The sequence below is a fragment of the Streptomyces sp. NPDC005408 genome, from assembly GCF_040606445.1.
Lineage (GTDB): Bacteria > Actinomycetota > Actinomycetes > Streptomycetales > Streptomycetaceae > Streptomyces.
Genome location: NZ_JBEXEX010000004.1, coordinates 96,086 through 111,990, shown reverse-complemented (window position 1 = coordinate 111,990; position 15,905 = coordinate 96,086). Strand labels below are relative to the sequence as shown.

Here is a 15,905-nt window from a genome sequence, read left to right as displayed (position 1 = left end):
ATCGGGTCGAAGGATCTGGAACCGATCTGGAGGGGGATCCATGACCGTGTCCGAAACCGGGGCGACAACCGTGACGACGACCGGGGCGACGACTGGGACGACGACCGGCCAAGGCGCCGGCGCCGAGGCCCTGCGGCCGCATGCCGAGGACGCTTTCGCCGCGGAGCTCAAGGCGCTCGCCGCCGCCGACGACCGGCCGCGCCCGGTCAATTGGCGGCTGTCGCCGTGGGCCGTGTCCACGTATCTGCTCGGTGGCGCGCTCCCCGACGGGACGGTGATCACACCCAAGTACGTGGGGCCGCGCCGGATCGTCGAGGTCGCCGTCACCACACTCGCCACCGACCGGGCGCTGCTGCTCCTCGGCGTGCCCGGCACCGCCAAGACCTGGGTCTCCGAGCATCTGGCCGCGGCCGTCAGCGGCGACTCGACGCTGCTCGTGCAGGGCACGGCGGGCACCCCCGAAGAGGCGATCCGCTACGGCTGGAACTACGCCCAGTTGCTGGCCCACGGCCCCAGCCGTGACGCGCTCGTCCCCAGTCCCGTCATGCGTGCCATGGCGGAGGGCATGACGGCGCGGATCGAGGAGCTGACCCGTATCCCCGCCGACGTACAGGACACGCTGATCACGATCCTGTCCGAGAAGACCCTGCCGATCCCGGAGTTGGGGCAGGAAGTACAGGCCGTGCGCGGGTTCAACCTCATCGCCACCGCCAACGACCGCGACCGCGGGGTCAACGACCTCTCCAGCGCGCTGCGCCGCCGCTTCAACACCGTGGTGCTTCCGCTGCCCGCGACGTCCGAGGCCGAGGTCGACATCGTGTCGCGGCGCGTCGACCAGATCGGGCGCTCGCTCGATCTGCCGGCCGTGCCCGAAGGCCTTGAGGAGATCCGCCGGGTGGTCACCGTCTTCCGGGAGCTGCGGGACGGGGTCTCGGCGGACGGCCGCACCAAGCTCAAGTCGCCCTCGGGCACGCTCTCCACGGCCGAGGCGATCTCCGTCGTCACGGGCGGGCTCGCGCTCGCGGCGCACTTCGGCGACGGGATACTGCAGCCCGGCGATGTGGCGGCCGGGATCCTCGGCGCGGTCGTCCGTGACCCGGCGGCGGACCGTGTCATCTGGCAGGAGTATCTGGAGACGGTGGTCCGCGAGCGGGACGGCTGGAAGGACTTCTACCGCGCCTGCCGTGAGGTGAGCGCATGACCGGCCCTCTGCTGCTCGGCGTCCGGCACCACGGTCCGGGCTCGGCTCGTGCGGTGCGGGCCGCGCTGGATGCGGCCGTGCCCCCGGCGGTGCTGATCGAGGGACCGCCCGAGGGCGACGCGCTGCTAGCGCTGGCGGCGGACGAGCAGATGCGCCCGCCGGTGGCGTTGCTTGCCCATGCCGTGGACGACCCGGGACGTGCGGCGTTCTGGCCGCTGGCCGAGTTCTCGCCGGAATGGGTGGCGATCCGCTGGGCGCTGGAGCGGGAGGTGCCGGTGCGGTTCATCGACCTCCCTGCGGCGCATTCGCTGGCGATGGCGGCGGCCGGCGACCCCGAATGGGATGCCGTGCCCGACGGGCATCCGCGCGTGGCCGCGCCCGACGGGGAGGCCGTCGATCCCGAATGGGATGCCGCGCCCGATGCGGGCGTACGGATCGATCCCATCGCCGTCCTCGCCGAGACCGCCGGGTACGACGACCCGGAGCGGTGGTGGGAGGACGTCATCGAGCACCGCGGGGCCGGGTCCAGAGCCGGGCCGGGGGTGAAGGAAGGCGACCCCCGCGCACCGTTCGCGGCGCTCGGCGAGGCCATGACCGCGCTGCGCGAGATGTACGGCCACGGCGGGCACGACCGTGACCTCGCCCGCGAGGCCCATATGCGGATCCAACTGCGCGCCGCGCGCAAGGAGTTCGGAGACGGCGTCGCCGTCGTCTGCGGAGCCTGGCACGTGCCCGCGCTCGGCGAGAAGACCACCCTCGCTGCCGACAAGGCACTCCTCAAGGGGCTGCCCAGGGTCAGGACCGAAATGACCTGGGTGCCGTGGACGCACCGCAGGCTCGCCCGGCACAGCGGCTACGGCGCGGGGATCGACTCACCCGGCTGGTACGGACATCTCTTCGGCGCGCCCGACCGGCCCGTCGAGCGCTGGATGACCAAGGTCGCCAGGCTGCTGCGGGACGAGGACCGGATGGTGTCCTCGGCCCATGTCATCGAGGCCGTACGCCTCGCCGACACCCTTGCCGCGATGCGCGGCCGGCCGCTGGCCGGACTGGCCGAGACGACCGATGCCGTGCGGGCGGTGATGTGCGACGGCTCCGACGTGCCGCTCGACCTCATCAGGGACCGGCTGATCGTCGGGGACGTCCTCGGCGAGGTGCCGGACGCAGCCCCGGCCGTGCCGCTGCAGCGTGACCTGAGCCGCCTCCAGCGCAGCCTCCGGCTCAAACCGGAGGCGCTGGAGCGCGAGTTGGATCTCGATCTGCGCAAGGAGACCGACGCGGCGAAGAGCCGGCTGCTGCACCGGCTGAAGCTGCTCGGCGTCGGCTGGGGCGAGCCCGTCACGGGCCGGGGGAGTACGGGCACCTTCCGGGAGAGCTGGCGGCTGCGCTGGGAGCCGGAGCTCTTCGTCAAGGTCGCCGAGGCCGGAGTGTGGGGGACCACCGTGCTCTCGGCGGCCACCGCGAAGGCGGCGAACCAGGCGGTCTCGGCGACCGCCCTCGCCGAGGTCACCGAGCTCGCCGAGCGCTGCCTGCTGGCCGAACTGCCCGGCGCACTCCCCGTGGTGATGAGGGCGCTGGCCGACCGCGCCGCGCTCGACGCGGACGTCGGTCATCTCGCCCAGGCCCTCCCCGCCCTGGCCCGCTCCCTGCGGTACGGAGACGTCCGGTCCACCGACACGGCCGCACTCGGCGAGGTCGCGGCCGGACTCGCCGAGCGCATCTGTGTCGGACTGCCGCCCGCGTGCACGGGGCTCGACGTGGACGGCGCCGCCGAGATGCGCGGACACCTGGACGGGGTGCACACCGCGCTCGGGCTGCTGCCCGGAGCCCGGGAGCTGAGCGAACGCTGGGGCTCCGTACTGCACCGGCTCGCGGGGCGGGACACGGTGCCGGGGGTCATACGGGGCCGGGCCGCCCGGCTGCTGCTGGACGACGGCCGACTCCAGGAGGACGAGGCCGCGCGGCTCATGAGCCTCGCGCTCTCGCCCGGAACGGCGCCCACCGAAGCGGCCGCCTGGATCGAGGGCTTCGTCGGCGGCGCGTCGGGCGGCGGGATGCTCCTGGTTCACGACGACCGCCTGCTCGGGCTCGTCGACGCCTGGCTGACGGGAGTTCCGGCCGACAAGTTCACGGACGTGCTGCCGCTGCTGCGCCGCACGTTCTCCGCGTACGAATCAGGTGTACGCCGCACGCTGGGTGAGCTGGTCCGGCGCGGGCCGTCGGCGGCCGACGGTCCGATGCGCGACGAGTCCACGGTGCCCGGCTTCGGCGCGGGCCTCGACGAAGAGCGGGCCGATGCGGTGCTGCCACTGCTGCGACTGCTGCTGGGCACCGGCACCCAGGACAACGACGACAACGACCTTGTGGGGGTGGGCCGATGAGCCACGACGACGAGCGGCTGAGGCGGTGGCGGCTGGTGCTGGGGGGTGAGTCCGCCGACGGCACCGGATGCGCCCTCGCCGGTACGGACGCGGCGATCGACGGTGCCCTCTCAGCTCTCTACGGCAACAGCGGTGGCAGGAATGACGGCCGCGGCGGCAACCGTTCGGCCGGACTCGGGGCGTCCGCGCCCTCGGTCGCGCGCTGGCTCGGCGACATCCGTACGTACTTCCCCAGCTCCGTCGTCCAGGTCATGCAGCGCGACGCGATCGACCGGCTCGGTCTGTCCACGCTGCTTCTCGAGCCGGAGATGCTGGAGGCCGTGGAGGCGGACGTCCATCTCGTCGGCACCCTGCTCTCCCTCAACAAGGCGATGCCCGAGACGACCAAGGAGACAGCCAGGGCCGTCGTGCGGAAGGTCGTCGACGACCTGGAGAAGCGCCTCGCCACCCGTACCCGCTCCACGCTCACCGGGGCGCTCGACCGCTCGGCGAAGATCAACCGCCCGCGCCACCGGGACATCGACTGGGACCGCACGATCCGGGCCAACCTCAAGAATTATTTGCCGATTCCTGAAAAAGAAGGCGCCTACACCGTCGTGCCCGAGCGGCTCATCGGATACGGCCGGGCGTCGCAGTCCGTGAAGAAGGACGTCGTCCTCTGCATCGACCAGTCGGGCTCGATGGCCGCCTCCGTCGTCTACGCGTCCGTCTTCGGCGCGGTCCTGGCGTCCATGCGTTCCATCGCCACCCGCCTTGTCGTTTTCGACACCGCGGTCGTCGATCTCACCGACCAGCTCGACGACCCGGTCGACGTGCTCTTCGGCACCCAGCTCGGCGGCGGCACCGACATCAACCGGGCGCTCGCGTACTGCCAGTCGCAGATAACGCGCCCCGCCGACACCGTCGTCGTACTGATCAGCGACCTCTACGAGGGCGGCATACGGGACGAGATGCTGAAGCGGGTAGCGGCGATGAAGGCGTCGGGCGTGCAGTTCGTCGCGCTGCTGGCGCTCTCCGACGAGGGGACGCCCGCGTACGACCGCGAGCACGCGGCGGCCCTCGCGGCGCTGGGCGCACCGGCGTTCGCGTGTACGCCGGATCTCTTCCCGGATGTGATGGCGGCGGCGATCGAGAAGCGGCCGCTTCCGATACCGGACAAGTAACCCATCAGTAACACGGGACTTGCGCAGCCCCGGGAGTTTCGTGCGAGCATCGTCCCGATCCCCACGGAAGGTCCGCTTCCGCCGACAGGGAAGGCTCCCTCACCGTGACTGCCGCAGCTGCTCGTTCTGCTGCCGTCCTGCGCGTACTGCGCCGGGTGGCGGGCGGACGGCGTGCGCTGCGCGTGATGCTGTTCCTGGGGTGCCTGCTGACGGTCGGTCTTCTCTACGGCGGCAAGGCGCACGCGGCCGAGTTGCCCGAGGCGGCACCGGCCACCGAGGCGTCCGCCTCCCAGGTGCCGGCCGACGCCACGGGGAGCGTCGCACCCCCGGCCCGGCCGTCCCCGGCGCGGGAACTGCGGCGCGTGGCGCAGTCCGTCGAGCCGGTGCGCGAGGTCGCGCAGCCGGTCGCGGACACAGTGCGCCACGTCGTAAGGCCCGCGGTCCAGCAGCGCACCGGGATTCTGACCGGGCTTCCCACTGGGTCCCTGCCCGAGCCCCCTCCCGTACCGCTGACGCCTGCCGGCATCGGCGCGGACCAGGTGCGTACGACGCAGCCATTCGTCGGCGTGCCGCCCGTCGTCGAGGCGGGCGGGTCGTCCGGCGCGACCGCCAGCACCCCGGGGCAGCACAGCAGTTACAGCGGCGGCCTCGACCGGCCAAGGGCCGAAGTCCGGCCCGGGCATCCCGTACCGGCACCGGCACCCGCCCGCGTACCGGGCGAGCCGTACGACTCCACTCCCGGTGTGCTGCAGCAGTCCGCCGAGACGCATACGCCGCGCATGGGCGACCAGCATGCGGCGACGAGTGCGGGCGGCAGGCCGTTCGCGCTCGTACCCGGCGCGGACCGGTCGGCATTGGACGCGCCGACCCGCGAACGACCCCGCGACATCCTCGAATTCCCCGGCTAGGGCAGTCCTTTCCCCCGCTCAAGACCTGCCGCGCGGGGGCGGGACAGGTCTGCCCGCCAACCGGATAGTTCCGGACAGCCGAATTCGAAGGATTTGACGTAAGCATGCACAAGAACATTCGCCGTTCCATTGCCGTCGCCGCCACGGCAACCGGCATGTGGGCCATCGGGACCGCCGTGGCCAGCGCCGACGAGGTGCACGTCTCCGTACCGCTCTCCACTCCGGACCAGGCGGCCGACGCCATCGACGACGTCAAGGACCTCGACGTGGTCCAGGACGTCCGCGGCGTCGACGCCGCCCAGGCCGTCAAGGGCGCCGCCGCCGGTAAGGCCGCGCAGGCCAAGGGCACCGCCCTCGGCACGGCCGCCCGCGCCAAGGCCTCGGCCTCCCACGCCACGGGCTCCGCCCAGGGTGTCGCCGGGCAGGCCCGTCAGTACGCCGAGGGCCAGGTCCCGGCGTACGAGGTCCCGGCCACCCCGGACGTCGCCGACGTCCAGGCCGAGATCGACTATCTCTTCGGACCGCTGGCAGCCTTCGCGCCGCAGCTCGCCGAGCAGGCCCCGGCCCAGGCCCAGTACACGGCGCAGAGTGCTGTCGCCGCTGCCGGCCCGATCGCCTACGCGGCCGTGCAGGACACCCTGCCGCCCATCGCCGCCCGGGCCGTCAACGGCGTTCTCCCGGTCGCCGGGCAGGCGGTCGGCGACGTCGGCATCCTCGCGCAGGGCGTGACCGGCGACGTGACGCCGTTCGCGGGCGGTGTCGTGTCCGAGGTCCAGCCGTTCGCCGGTGGCGTCGTCTCCGAGGCCCAGCCCTTCGCGGGCGGCGTCGTCGGCGCGGTCCACCCGCTCGTCGACACGATCGTCGACCACGTCCAGCCGGTCACCCACGGCGTCGGCGGCAGCGCCGGCACCCTGGCGCAGGGTGTCGTCGGCGATGTGACGCCGTTCGCGGGTGGTGTGGTCTCCGAGGTCCGGCCGTTCGCACAGGACGTGAGGGGCACGGTCGCCTCGACCCCGCTCGCGGGCAACGCCGTCTCCGGCGCCCAGGGCCTGGCCACCACGGTCACCCCGGGCTACGTCTCCCACGTGACCCAGGGCATCTGACGCAGTCCTGTCACCAGCGCTGACGCAGTACGGAATCCGACAGGCGGGTCGGAATTCTTCACGGGCGGTCCTCATTGGGGTGAGGACCGCCCGTTTCCTTGGGTATGGAGTGTGTTCGACGCGCCCACCCGTGCGATCTGTGACCGTAATCACCGCTCAGGTGTGATCTGCGATTTAGGGACCCAGGTCCGGCGGGGATAACCTGCGAGACGGACATGCCGCGTACCCGGCCACCGTGTACGCCTCCCTTGTGACAGCGCAGTCACGTTGCCCTTCGCGGCACGCCCACGCAGACAACGAACCGCGATCATCAGAAAAGGGACGGACGCGCGTGGACCTGTTCGAGTACCAGGCGAGGGACCTCTTCGCCAAGCACGGTGTACCGGTGCTGGCCGGTGAAGTCATCGACACGCCTGAGGCGGCGCGCGAGGTGACCGAGCGTCTTGGCGGCCGGTCGGTCGTCAAGGCGCAGGTGAAGGTCGGCGGCCGCGGCAAGGCCGGCGGCGTGAAGCTGGCCTCCGACCCGGCTGACGCGGTCGAGAAGGCCGGTCAGATCCTCGGCATGGACATCAAGGGCCACACGGTCCACAAGGTCATGCTCGCGGAGACGGCACCGGAGATCGCCGAGGAGTACTACGTTTCGTACCTCCTCGACCGCACCAACCGCACATTCCTGGCCATGGCCTCCGTCCAGGGCGGCGTCGAGATCGAGGTCGTCGCGGAGGAGAACCCCGAGGCCCTCGCGAAGATCCCGGTCAACGCCAATGAGGGCGTCGACCTGGCCAAGGCCCGCGAGATCGTCGCGGCCGCCAAGTTCCCGGCCGATGTCGCCGACCAGGTCGCCGACATCATGGTGACCCTGTGGAAGACCTTCATCGAAGAGGACGCGCTCCTCGTCGAGGTCAACCCGCTGGCCAAGGTCGCCGACGGCCGTGTCATCGCCCTCGACGGCAAGGTCTCGCTCGACGAGAACGCCGACTTCCGCCAGCCGGAGCACGCGGCGCTCGAGGACAAGGACGCAGCCAACCCGCTCGAGGCTGCTGCCAAGGCCAAGAACCTCAACTACGTCAAGCTCGACGGCGAGGTCGGCATCATCGGCAACGGCGCCGGTCTGGTCATGTCGACCCTCGACGTCGTCGCGTACGCCGGTGAGAACCACGGCGGCGTGAAGCCCGCCAACTTCCTCGACATCGGCGGCGGCGCCTCGGCCGAGGTCATGGCGAACGGCCTCGAGATCATCCTCGGCGACCCGGACGTCAAGTCCGTCTTCGTCAACGTCTTCGGTGGCATCACCGCGTGCGACGAGGTCGCCAACGGCATCGTCCAGGCCCTGGCGCTGCTCAAGTCCAAGGGCGAGGAAGTCACCAAGCCGCTGGTCGTGCGCCTCGACGGCAACAACGCGGAGCTGGGTCGCAAGATCCTGTCCGACGCCAACCACCCGCTCGTGCAGCGCGTGGACACCATGGACGGCGCGGCCGACAAGGCCGCCGAGCTCGCGGCCGCGAAGTAAGGGAACTCAGACCACCATGGCTATCTTCCTCAACAAGGACAGCAAGGTCATCGTCCAGGGGATGACCGGCTCCACCGGCATGAAGCACACCAAGCTCATGCTGGCCGACGGCACCAACATCGTCGGTGGCGTGAACCCCCGCAAGGCGGGCACCACCGTCGACATCGACGGCACCGAGGTGCCGGTCTTCGGCACGGTCGCCGAGGCGATGGAGAAGACCGGAGCCGATGTCTCCGTCCTCTTCGTGCCGCCGGCCTTCGCCAAGGCCGCCGTCGTCGAGGCGATCGACGCCGAGATCCCGCTGGCCGTCGTCATCACCGAGGGCATCGCGGTGCACGACTCCGCCGCCTTCTGGGCGTACGCCGTCAGCAAGGGCAACAAGACCCGGATCATCGGCCCGAACTGCCCTGGTCTGATCACCCCCGGCCAGTCCAACGCCGGCATCATCCCGGGCGACATCACCAAGCCCGGCCGCATCGGTCTCGTGTCCAAGTCCGGCACGCTGACCTACCAGATGATGTACGAGCTCCGTGACATCGGCTTCTCCTCGGCCGTCGGCATCGGTGGCGACCCGGTCATCGGTACGACGCACATCGACGCCCTCGCGGCGTTCGAGGCGGACCCGGAGACCGAGCTGATCGTGATGATCGGCGAGATCGGCGGCGACGCCGAGGAGCGTGCGGCGGACTTCATCGCGAAGAACGTCACCAAGCCGGTCGTCGGTTACGTCGCGGGCTTCACCGCCCCCGAGGGCAAGACCATGGGCCACGCCGGCGCCATCGTCTCCGGCTCCTCCGGCACCGCCGCGGCGAAGAAGGAGGCCCTTGAGGCCGCGGGCGTCAAGGTCGGCAAGACGCCGACCGAGACGGCCAAGCTGGCGCGAGAGATCCTCGGCGCCTGACCTTCGCAGGACCGCAGTACCGCAGTACCCGTTTACATACGTGTGGGCCCCCACCTCGATCCGAGGTGGGGGCCCACACGCGTTCTGCCTGCTCGGCGCCAGTGCTCGCTAGTGCTCCATCGGCACGAGCCGCTCCGGGCCGTGCGCCGGCTCCGAGAGCAGCTTCGCGCGCAGCTGCTGGTCCTTCCGGGTCAGCTGCTGCGGCCCGTTGTGCGGCGGTACGCCCTCGACCTGCTGGCCAGGGGGGACCGGCGGTTCGTACCGCGTGGGCGCGTTGAGCAGGGTGATGGCGGTGGCGCCGATGATCAGCGTGGTGACGGTGACGGCGACCCGCGTCCAGAACCTGGCCCGGCGCTCGCTGCCCGTCCGTACGGCCTGAGCGGGCATCAGGTGCGGCGCCGGACCGGAGTTCGCGAGGGCGGTGAGCCGCTCGTGGAGCGTGTCGGGTACGTCGAGCCCGGGCACCTGCTCGGCGAGAGCCGCGCGCGCGTGCAGCACCCGGTTCGCCGCGGCGGGCGTGCTCGCCTCGGTCTCGGCGGCGGTCTCGGGCAGATCGAGGCCCACGCCGTCGTAGAGCAGCAGGGTCCGGCGGTAATGCGGGGGCAGCTCCAGCAGGGCGTCGAGCAGTTCGCGCGGGTCACGCTCGGCGGGCGGGGCGTCGGGGTACCGGTGGGCGCGCCGCAGCCGCTGCCAGGGGGACATGGCGAATTCGTACGCGGCGGCCCGCACCCAGCCCGCGGGGTCCCGGTCGACGGCGACCTCGGGCCAGCGCTCCCAGGCGAGGTGGAAGGCACGCTCGACGGACTCGTGGGAGAGCCTGCGGCGGCCTGTGAGCAGGTAGGTCTGGCGTACGAGGGCGGATGCGGCGTGCGCGTAGAGGGCGTCGAAGGCCTCGGCCGGGGTGGGCGGCGGCAGCGCCGGGAACACTTGGGCGTCGGGGAACGGGGTCGGCGTCCGCGGTGGGGCGGAGTGCGGCGGGACCGGATTGGCGGGGATCGTGGGCGGCTTGGCCGCGCGCTTCGCGGCGGGCTTGGGCCGGGTGGTGGCGTGGGACTGCTTGGCGCGCGGGGGCGGGGTGGGTGCGGTGGCCTGGGGCTGCGGCTTCGGCTCGTGCTGTGGCTCTGCCTCAGCCTGTGCCTCAGCCTGTGCCTCAGCCTGTGCCTCAGGTTGGGGCTCGGGTTGTGGCTCCGGTTGTGGCGAGGCGTCGCTCTTGGTCGTCGGTACGGGGTCCGGGACCGGGTCCGGCGTGCCGGCGGACTGTTCCTCCGGTCTCCACTCCGAGTTCTCCTCCGGTCTCGCATCCGCGAGCAGCTTCGCGTACAGCTTGAGCTTGCGCCCCCGGGGGCTGGTCCGCCCGGTCTCCCAGTTCCTGACCGTCGCCCGTGTGACGCCGACCGCCTCCGCGACCTGCTCCTCGCTCAGGGACTTTGCCTCGCGCAGCCTGCGCCGTTCCTTGGGGGAGGGCAGGGAGATGGAGGCAGAGTCTGTGGTGCTCTGAGTCATGAAGGGCTCCCCGCGGCGCTGCACTCGGCGAAAAAGTACATAAACGTATCTTGAGCGACACAGCGGTCATTCGCCTGTTACGTGGATAAAGCGCGTGTCGTTGGCAGCATGGCCGCGTGACCCAGATGACCGAGCCCAGCCCGTCGCTGTCGCAGGCCCCGGCCGCCGTCCAGGGCGGCCGTGCGCCCGCGCTGGCCGCGGCCTTCGTGCGCGGGGTGACCGCGGCGGGGCTCGGTCTCGGCGCGCTCGCCGTCCTGGTGATGGTGCTGTGGATCAGCTCCCCCTACCCGGACAGCGGTCCGGACGGGGCGCTGCACGTCGCCGCCGGGCTGTGGCTGCTTGCGCACGGCACCGAGCTCGTACGCGTCGACACGCTCTCCGGGAATCCGGCGCCGGTCGGGGTCGTACCGCTGCTGCTCGTCGCCCTGCCCGCCCTGCTGGCGCACCGGGCGGCGCGCGACGCGCGCGAACCCGACGAGGGCCGGCCGCGGGCGTCGGCCCGGGGGGTGCTGTGGTCGGTGACCGGGGGGTATCTGCTGGTCGGCGCGGCGGCGGTGGTTTATGCGGCGAGCGGTCCGCTGGCGGCGGACGCGCTGAGCGCGCTGTTCCATGTGACGGTGGTGGCCGGTCTTTCCGCGGCGGCCGGGGTGTGGACGGCGAGCGGACGGCCACTCGGGCCGCTGCCGGCGTGGCTGCCGGAGCGGGTACGGGTCCAGCTCGCCCGTACGCGGGTGGCGGTCGCCGCACGGGCCGCGGCGGCGGGGGCGCTGGCGTTGCTGGGAGGTGGGGCGCTGCTGGTCGCGGTGTCACTGCTGTGGCACGCGGACGTGACGCAGGACTCATTCCTGCATCTCGCGGAGGAGTGGTCGGGGCGGTTCGCGGTGCTGCTGCTCGGGCTGGCGCTGGTGCCGAACGCCGCGGTGTGGGGTGCGGCGTACGGTCTCGGCCCCGGTTTCGCGCTCGGTACGGGCGCCGTGGCGACGCCGCTCGCGCTGACCGGCGACACGGCGCTGCCGCACTTCCCGCTGCTGGCCGCGGTTCCCGCGGAGGGCCGCGGGACCCTGCTGAACTGGGCGGCGGCTGCTGTGCCGGTGGTGGCGGGGGTGGTGATCGCGTGGTTCACGGTACGGAGGGGGGCGGTGTCGGGCGCCCGCGAGACCGCGCTGACGGCGCTGCTGGGCGCGGTGGGCTGCGGCCTCCTGACCGCGGCCCTCGCGGCGGCGGCGGGCGGCCCGCTTGGCACGGGCCGCTTGGCGGAATTCGGCCCGGCATGGTGGCTGACGGGCGCGGCGGCGGCGGGTTGGACGGCGGTGGTGGGGGTGCCGGGGGCGCTGGGGGTACGGGCGTGGCGCAGGCGGGGTGCGGGGGGTGCGGTGGTTGTGCCGGACGCGGAGTTCCTGCGGGTGGGGGCGTGTGAGGTGAGGGAGCCGCGGGAGACGAGATGGGCGGCGCTGAAGGAGGCGTCGGGAGGTCTGATGGCGGAGTTCCCGCCGCGCGAGCCGCCGGAGCCGGAGGTGGACCCACCGGTACCGGAAGGGCCGGGTCCGTCGGCGTCACTGTAGGAGGGCGCTCCCCAACCCGCCCCTCCCCGAAACTGGGGGCAAGCGCCCAGCCCCCGGCGGCTTGCGGCAGCTTCGCGCCGCAGGCCCCGGCCCCATGGCGGGTGCTTCGTGCTTCGCGCGCGATCGGGGGTCGGCGCCCAGGCCCCGGCTCGGGGACGCGGCTGTGCCGCCCTGATCGGGGGGCGAACCGGGGGCGAGGCCCCCCGCCCCCGGGGAGGGTGCGACAGCTTCGCGCCGCAGGACTGGCCCGGGGGCGGCTGCGCCGCCCTGTTGGGGCGGAGGGAAACCGGGGCGAGGCCCCCGCAAGGTTGCGCAGCTTCGCGCCGCAGGCCGCGTCGGCCGGGACGCGACAGCCTCGCGCCGCAGGCGCCCGGGCCCGGGGCGTCGCCGGTAACTGGCCGCGGCTCGCGGCGGCTTCGTGACGCAGGCGACCGGCCTGACCCCAGTGCCCCTACTCCTTGACGCCGATCACTCCGCGCAGCGGATCCGGCAGCAAGTCGTTGCAGGCCAGCTGGCCCGACTTCGTCAGTGCGTCGTTCACGCACGTGTAGTAGTCCCGGTAGACCAGCTGCGCCGTGAACGACGCCGCCACGATCACCAGTGCGATGCTCGCCATCACCAGGCCACTCACCGCCGCCGTCAGCTGGGGCTTGCTCGGGGGGGTCGGCGACGACGGGCGCGGCGGCGGGGATGTCGGGTCCGCGGCGCGGCGTTGGGGCTTGGCCCGCAGGGAGCTGATGCTCCAGTACAGCGCCAGCGCGCCCAGCAGCAGTGCGATCTCCGGGAAGTCGAAGAGCGCGAAGAAGAACGCCCACATGCCCGACAGCAGCGCATACCGCGCCCGCCGCTGGGCCGGGTCCGTCGGGTCCCACTTCAGGCCGCCGGGGGAGCCGCCGTCCTGGCCCTGCTTGCCGCCGCCGTTCTGGCCGTTGTCGCCGTTCTGGCCACCCTGGCCGCTGGGGCGGCCGCCGAAGCCGCCGCCCGAGGAGCGGCCCGGCTGGCGGCTGCTCCACTGGCTGCCCCAGGCCGGGCGGTCGGCCGGGTCGCCCGAGGAGTCGGACGGGCGGGACGACGATTCGTCGGAGTTGCCGTCGTTCGCCGGGCGGCGCGGCTGCCAGGGCTGGTCCGGCCTGCCCTCCGGCGGCGGCGCGAAGGGATTGCTGTCGTCCGTGGACTGGCGCTCCCGCGGCAACAGGAGGTCCGTACGGCGGCGTCGGTCCGGCATCTGGTGAACGTCTTCCCCTCAGACCCAGCGCACATGGGGTCTTGTGTCGTCGTGCCCGTCGGGGGACGGGTGCTGTCCCCAGACGCTACCTCCCGGCCACGCCCCCGTCCCGTGGGGGCCGTTCTGTGTGCCGGTATCGTTGCTGACGGTCGGCCCCTTCGTAGAGTTCCCCGTATCGCGGGGCGCGATTCGTTCGTATGACCGCACAAACGCCGAACAGCAACGCGAGAAAGAGACCCGCCGTGGCCTCCCCGCCCCCCTCTGCCCGACCGGCCCGCCTCGTGGTCCTGGTTTCCGGGTCCGGTACGAATCTGCAGGCTCTGCTCGACGCCATCGACGAGGACCCGCAGGGCTTCGGCGCCCGTGTCGTCGCCGTCGGCGCCGACCGGGCCGAGATCGCCGGTCTCGAGCGCGCCGAGCGCGCCGGGCTCCCCACCTTCGTGTGCAAGGTGAAGGACTACGAGACTCGCGAGGCGTGGGACCTGGCGCTCGCCCAGGCCACCGCCGCGTACGAACCGGATCTCGTCGTCTCGGCCGGCTTCATGAAGATCGTGGGCAAGGAATTCCTCGCCCGCTTCGGCGGACGGTTCGTGAATACGCATCCCGCCCTGCTGCCCAGCTTCCCCGGGGCCCACGGCGTGCGCGACGCGCTCGCGTACGGAGCCAAGGTCACCGGGTGCACCGTCCACTTCGTCGACGACGGCGTCGACACCGGCCCGATCATCGCGCAGGGCGTGGTCGAGGTCCGGGACGAGGACGACGAAGTCGCTCTTCATGAGCGCATCAAGGAAATCGAGCGACGGCTGCTCGTCGATGTCGTGGGGCGTCTGGCCCGTAACGGCTACCGCATTGAGGGACGAAAGGTAGTTTTCCCGTGACTGTTGAGACTGCGAAGCGAGCCATCCGGCGAGCGCTGGTCAGTGTGTATGACAAGACGGGTCTCGAGGACCTCGCCCGCGGGCTGCACGAGGCGGGCGTCGAGCTGGTCTCCACCGGTTCCACCGCCGCGAAGATCGCCGCGGCCGGGGTGCCGGTCACCAAGGTCGAGGAGCTGACCGGCTTCCCCGAGTGTCTGGACGGCCGGGTCAAGACGCTGCACCCGCGCGTGCACGCCGGGATCCTCGCCGACCTGCGCCTGGAGTCGCACCGCCAGCAGCTCGCCGAGCTGGGTGTCGAGCCCTTCGACCTCGTGGTCGTGAACCTGTACCCCTTCCGGGAGACCGTCGCCTCGGGCGCCACCCCCGACGAGTGCGTCGAGCAGATCGACATCGGCGGGCCCTCCATGGTCCGTGCCGCCGCCAAGAACCACCCCTCCGTCGCGGTGGTCACCAGCCCCGCGCGCTACGAGGACGTCCTGGCCGCCGTGAAGGAGGGCGGCTTCGACCTGACCGCCCGCAAGCGGCTGGCCGCCGAGGCCTTCCAGCACACCGCCGCGTACGACGTGGCCGTCGCCTCCTGGTTCGCGAGCTCCTACGCCCCGGCCGACGAGTCGAACTTCCCCGACTTCCTCGGTGCCACCTGGGAGCGCGAGAACGTACTGCGCTACGGCGAGAACCCGCACCAGGGCGCCGCGCTGTACGTGAACGGCAATGGCGGCCTCGCCGAGGCCGAGCAGCTCCACGGCAAGGAGATGTCGTACAACAACTACACGGACACCGACGCCGCTCGTCGTGCCGCGTACGACCACACCGAGCCGTGCGTCGCGATCATCAAGCACGCGAACCCGTGCGGCATCGCGGTCGGTGCGGACGTCGCCGATGCGCACCGCAAGGCGCACGCCTGCGACCCGCTGTCCGCGTTCGGCGGTGTGATCGCGGTCAACCGCCCGGTCTCCAAAGAGATGGCGGAGCAGGTCGCGGAGATCTTCACGGAGGTCATCGTCGCGCCGGGCTACGAGGACGGCGCGGTCGAGATCCTCGCCCGCAAGAAGAACATCCGCGTGCTCGTCGCCGAGGGCGTACCCGCCAACCCGGTCGAGCTCAAGCCGATCGACGGCGGCGCACTGCTCCAGGTCACCGACCGGCTCCAGGCCGACGGTGACGACGCGTCGAACTGGACGCTCGCCACGGGCGAGGCGCTGAACGCCGGCGAGCTGGCGGAGCTCTCCTTCGCGTGGAGGGCGTGCCGCGCGGTCAAGTCGAACGCGATCCTGCTTGCGAAGGACGGCGCGTCGGTCGGCGTCGGCATGGGCCAGGTCAACCGCGTCGACTCCGCGAAGCTCGCGGTCGAGCGTGCGGGAGCGGAACGGGCCCAGGGCTCGTACGCGGCGTCGGACGCGTTCTTCCCGTTCCCGGACGGCCTGGAGATCCTGACCGCGGCGGGCGTCAAGGCCGTGGTGCAGCCGGGCGGTTCGGTACGGGACGAGCTGGTGGTCGAGGCGGCGAAGAAGGCGGGCGTGACGATGTACTTCACGGGCACGCGCCACTTCTTCCACTGAGCTGACCTGAC

At 72.1% G+C, this 15,905-nt stretch carries 12 protein-coding genes; 10 read left to right on the top strand and 2 right to left on the bottom strand.

Going from position 1 to position 15,905, the window contains the following annotated elements; translation table 11 throughout:
• Positions 1 to 40 precede the first annotated feature (40 nt).
• The 7 genes from ABZS64_RS05890 (at position 41) to sucD (ending at position 9,167) form a co-directional block, all read left to right on the top strand.
• On the top strand, positions 41 to 1,201 hold the full coding sequence (locus ABZS64_RS05890; RefSeq protein WP_355823689.1) for an AAA family ATPase: 1,161 nt from the start codon (positions 41 to 43) through the stop codon (positions 1,199 to 1,201).
• Positions 1,198 to 3,582 carry a DUF5682 family protein gene (locus tag ABZS64_RS05885; protein WP_355823687.1) on the top strand — a complete coding sequence of 795 codons (2,385 nt, stop codon included), beginning with the start codon at positions 1,198 to 1,200 and terminating at the stop codon, positions 3,580 to 3,582. Before ABZS64_RS05890 ends, ABZS64_RS05885 begins: the two co-directional genes overlap by 4 nt.
• The gene (locus ABZS64_RS05880) at positions 3,579 to 4,745 is read left to right on the top strand and encodes a VWA domain-containing protein (protein ID WP_355823684.1); all 1,167 of its coding nucleotides are present in this window, start codon (positions 3,579 to 3,581) and stop codon (positions 4,743 to 4,745) included. The genes ABZS64_RS05885 and ABZS64_RS05880 overlap by 4 nt, the downstream gene beginning before the upstream one ends.
• A 104-nt stretch (positions 4,746 to 4,849) precedes the next feature.
• Positions 4,850 to 5,653: a hypothetical protein gene (locus ABZS64_RS05875; protein ID WP_355823681.1), complete on the top strand. Its 804-nt coding sequence runs from the start codon at positions 4,850 to 4,852 to the stop codon at positions 5,651 to 5,653.
• Between the two features lie 104 nt (positions 5,654 to 5,757).
• Entirely contained in the window at positions 5,758 to 6,756 is a 999-nt protein-coding gene (locus tag ABZS64_RS05870) for a hypothetical protein (RefSeq protein WP_355823678.1), read from the top strand.
• 331 nt (positions 6,757 to 7,087) lie between these two features.
• Positions 7,088 to 8,266 (top strand): ADP-forming succinate--CoA ligase subunit beta, encoded by a 1,179-nt coding sequence (gene sucC, locus ABZS64_RS05865; RefSeq protein WP_355823675.1) that lies wholly within the window; start codon positions 7,088 to 7,090, stop codon positions 8,264 to 8,266.
• 16 nt (positions 8,267 to 8,282) lie between these two features.
• Complete coding sequence (sucD, locus tag ABZS64_RS05860) at positions 8,283 to 9,167, top strand: succinate--CoA ligase subunit alpha (protein WP_355823672.1); 885 nt, start codon at positions 8,283 to 8,285, stop codon at positions 9,165 to 9,167.
• A gap of 108 nt (positions 9,168 to 9,275) precedes the next feature.
• Here sucD and ABZS64_RS05855 read toward each other — a convergent pair whose 3' ends face one another.
• Positions 9,276 to 10,670, bottom strand: a complete 1,395-nt coding sequence (locus tag ABZS64_RS05855) for a helix-turn-helix domain-containing protein (protein WP_355823669.1) — start codon at positions 10,668 to 10,670, stop codon at positions 9,276 to 9,278.
• Positions 10,671 to 10,795: 125 nt separating this feature from the next.
• Here ABZS64_RS05855 and ABZS64_RS05850 point away from each other — a divergent pair, with 125 nt between their 5' ends.
• Complete coding sequence (locus tag ABZS64_RS05850; RefSeq protein ID WP_355824115.1) at positions 10,796 to 12,232, top strand: DUF6350 family protein; 1,437 nt, start codon at positions 10,796 to 10,798, stop codon at positions 12,230 to 12,232.
• Between the two features lie 451 nt (positions 12,233 to 12,683).
• Here ABZS64_RS05850 and ABZS64_RS05845 read toward each other — a convergent pair whose 3' ends face one another.
• Positions 12,684 to 13,457, bottom strand: coding sequence for a hypothetical protein (locus tag ABZS64_RS05845; protein WP_355823667.1), 774 nt, complete (start codon positions 13,455 to 13,457; stop codon positions 12,684 to 12,686).
• Positions 13,458 to 13,654: 197 nt separating this feature from the next.
• Here ABZS64_RS05845 and purN point away from each other — a divergent pair, with 197 nt between their 5' ends.
• Together purN and purH are read left to right on the top strand one after the other, a co-directional pair.
• The gene (gene purN / locus ABZS64_RS05840; RefSeq protein ID WP_355823664.1) at positions 13,655 to 14,335 is read left to right on the top strand and encodes a phosphoribosylglycinamide formyltransferase; all 681 of its coding nucleotides are present in this window, start codon (positions 13,655 to 13,657) and stop codon (positions 14,333 to 14,335) included.
• Positions 14,332 to 15,894 (top strand): bifunctional phosphoribosylaminoimidazolecarboxamide formyltransferase/IMP cyclohydrolase, encoded by a 1,563-nt coding sequence (gene purH, locus ABZS64_RS05835; RefSeq protein ID WP_355823661.1) that lies wholly within the window; start codon positions 14,332 to 14,334, stop codon positions 15,892 to 15,894. The genes purN and purH overlap by 4 nt, the downstream gene beginning before the upstream one ends.
• Positions 15,895 to 15,905: the final 11 nt, after the last annotated feature.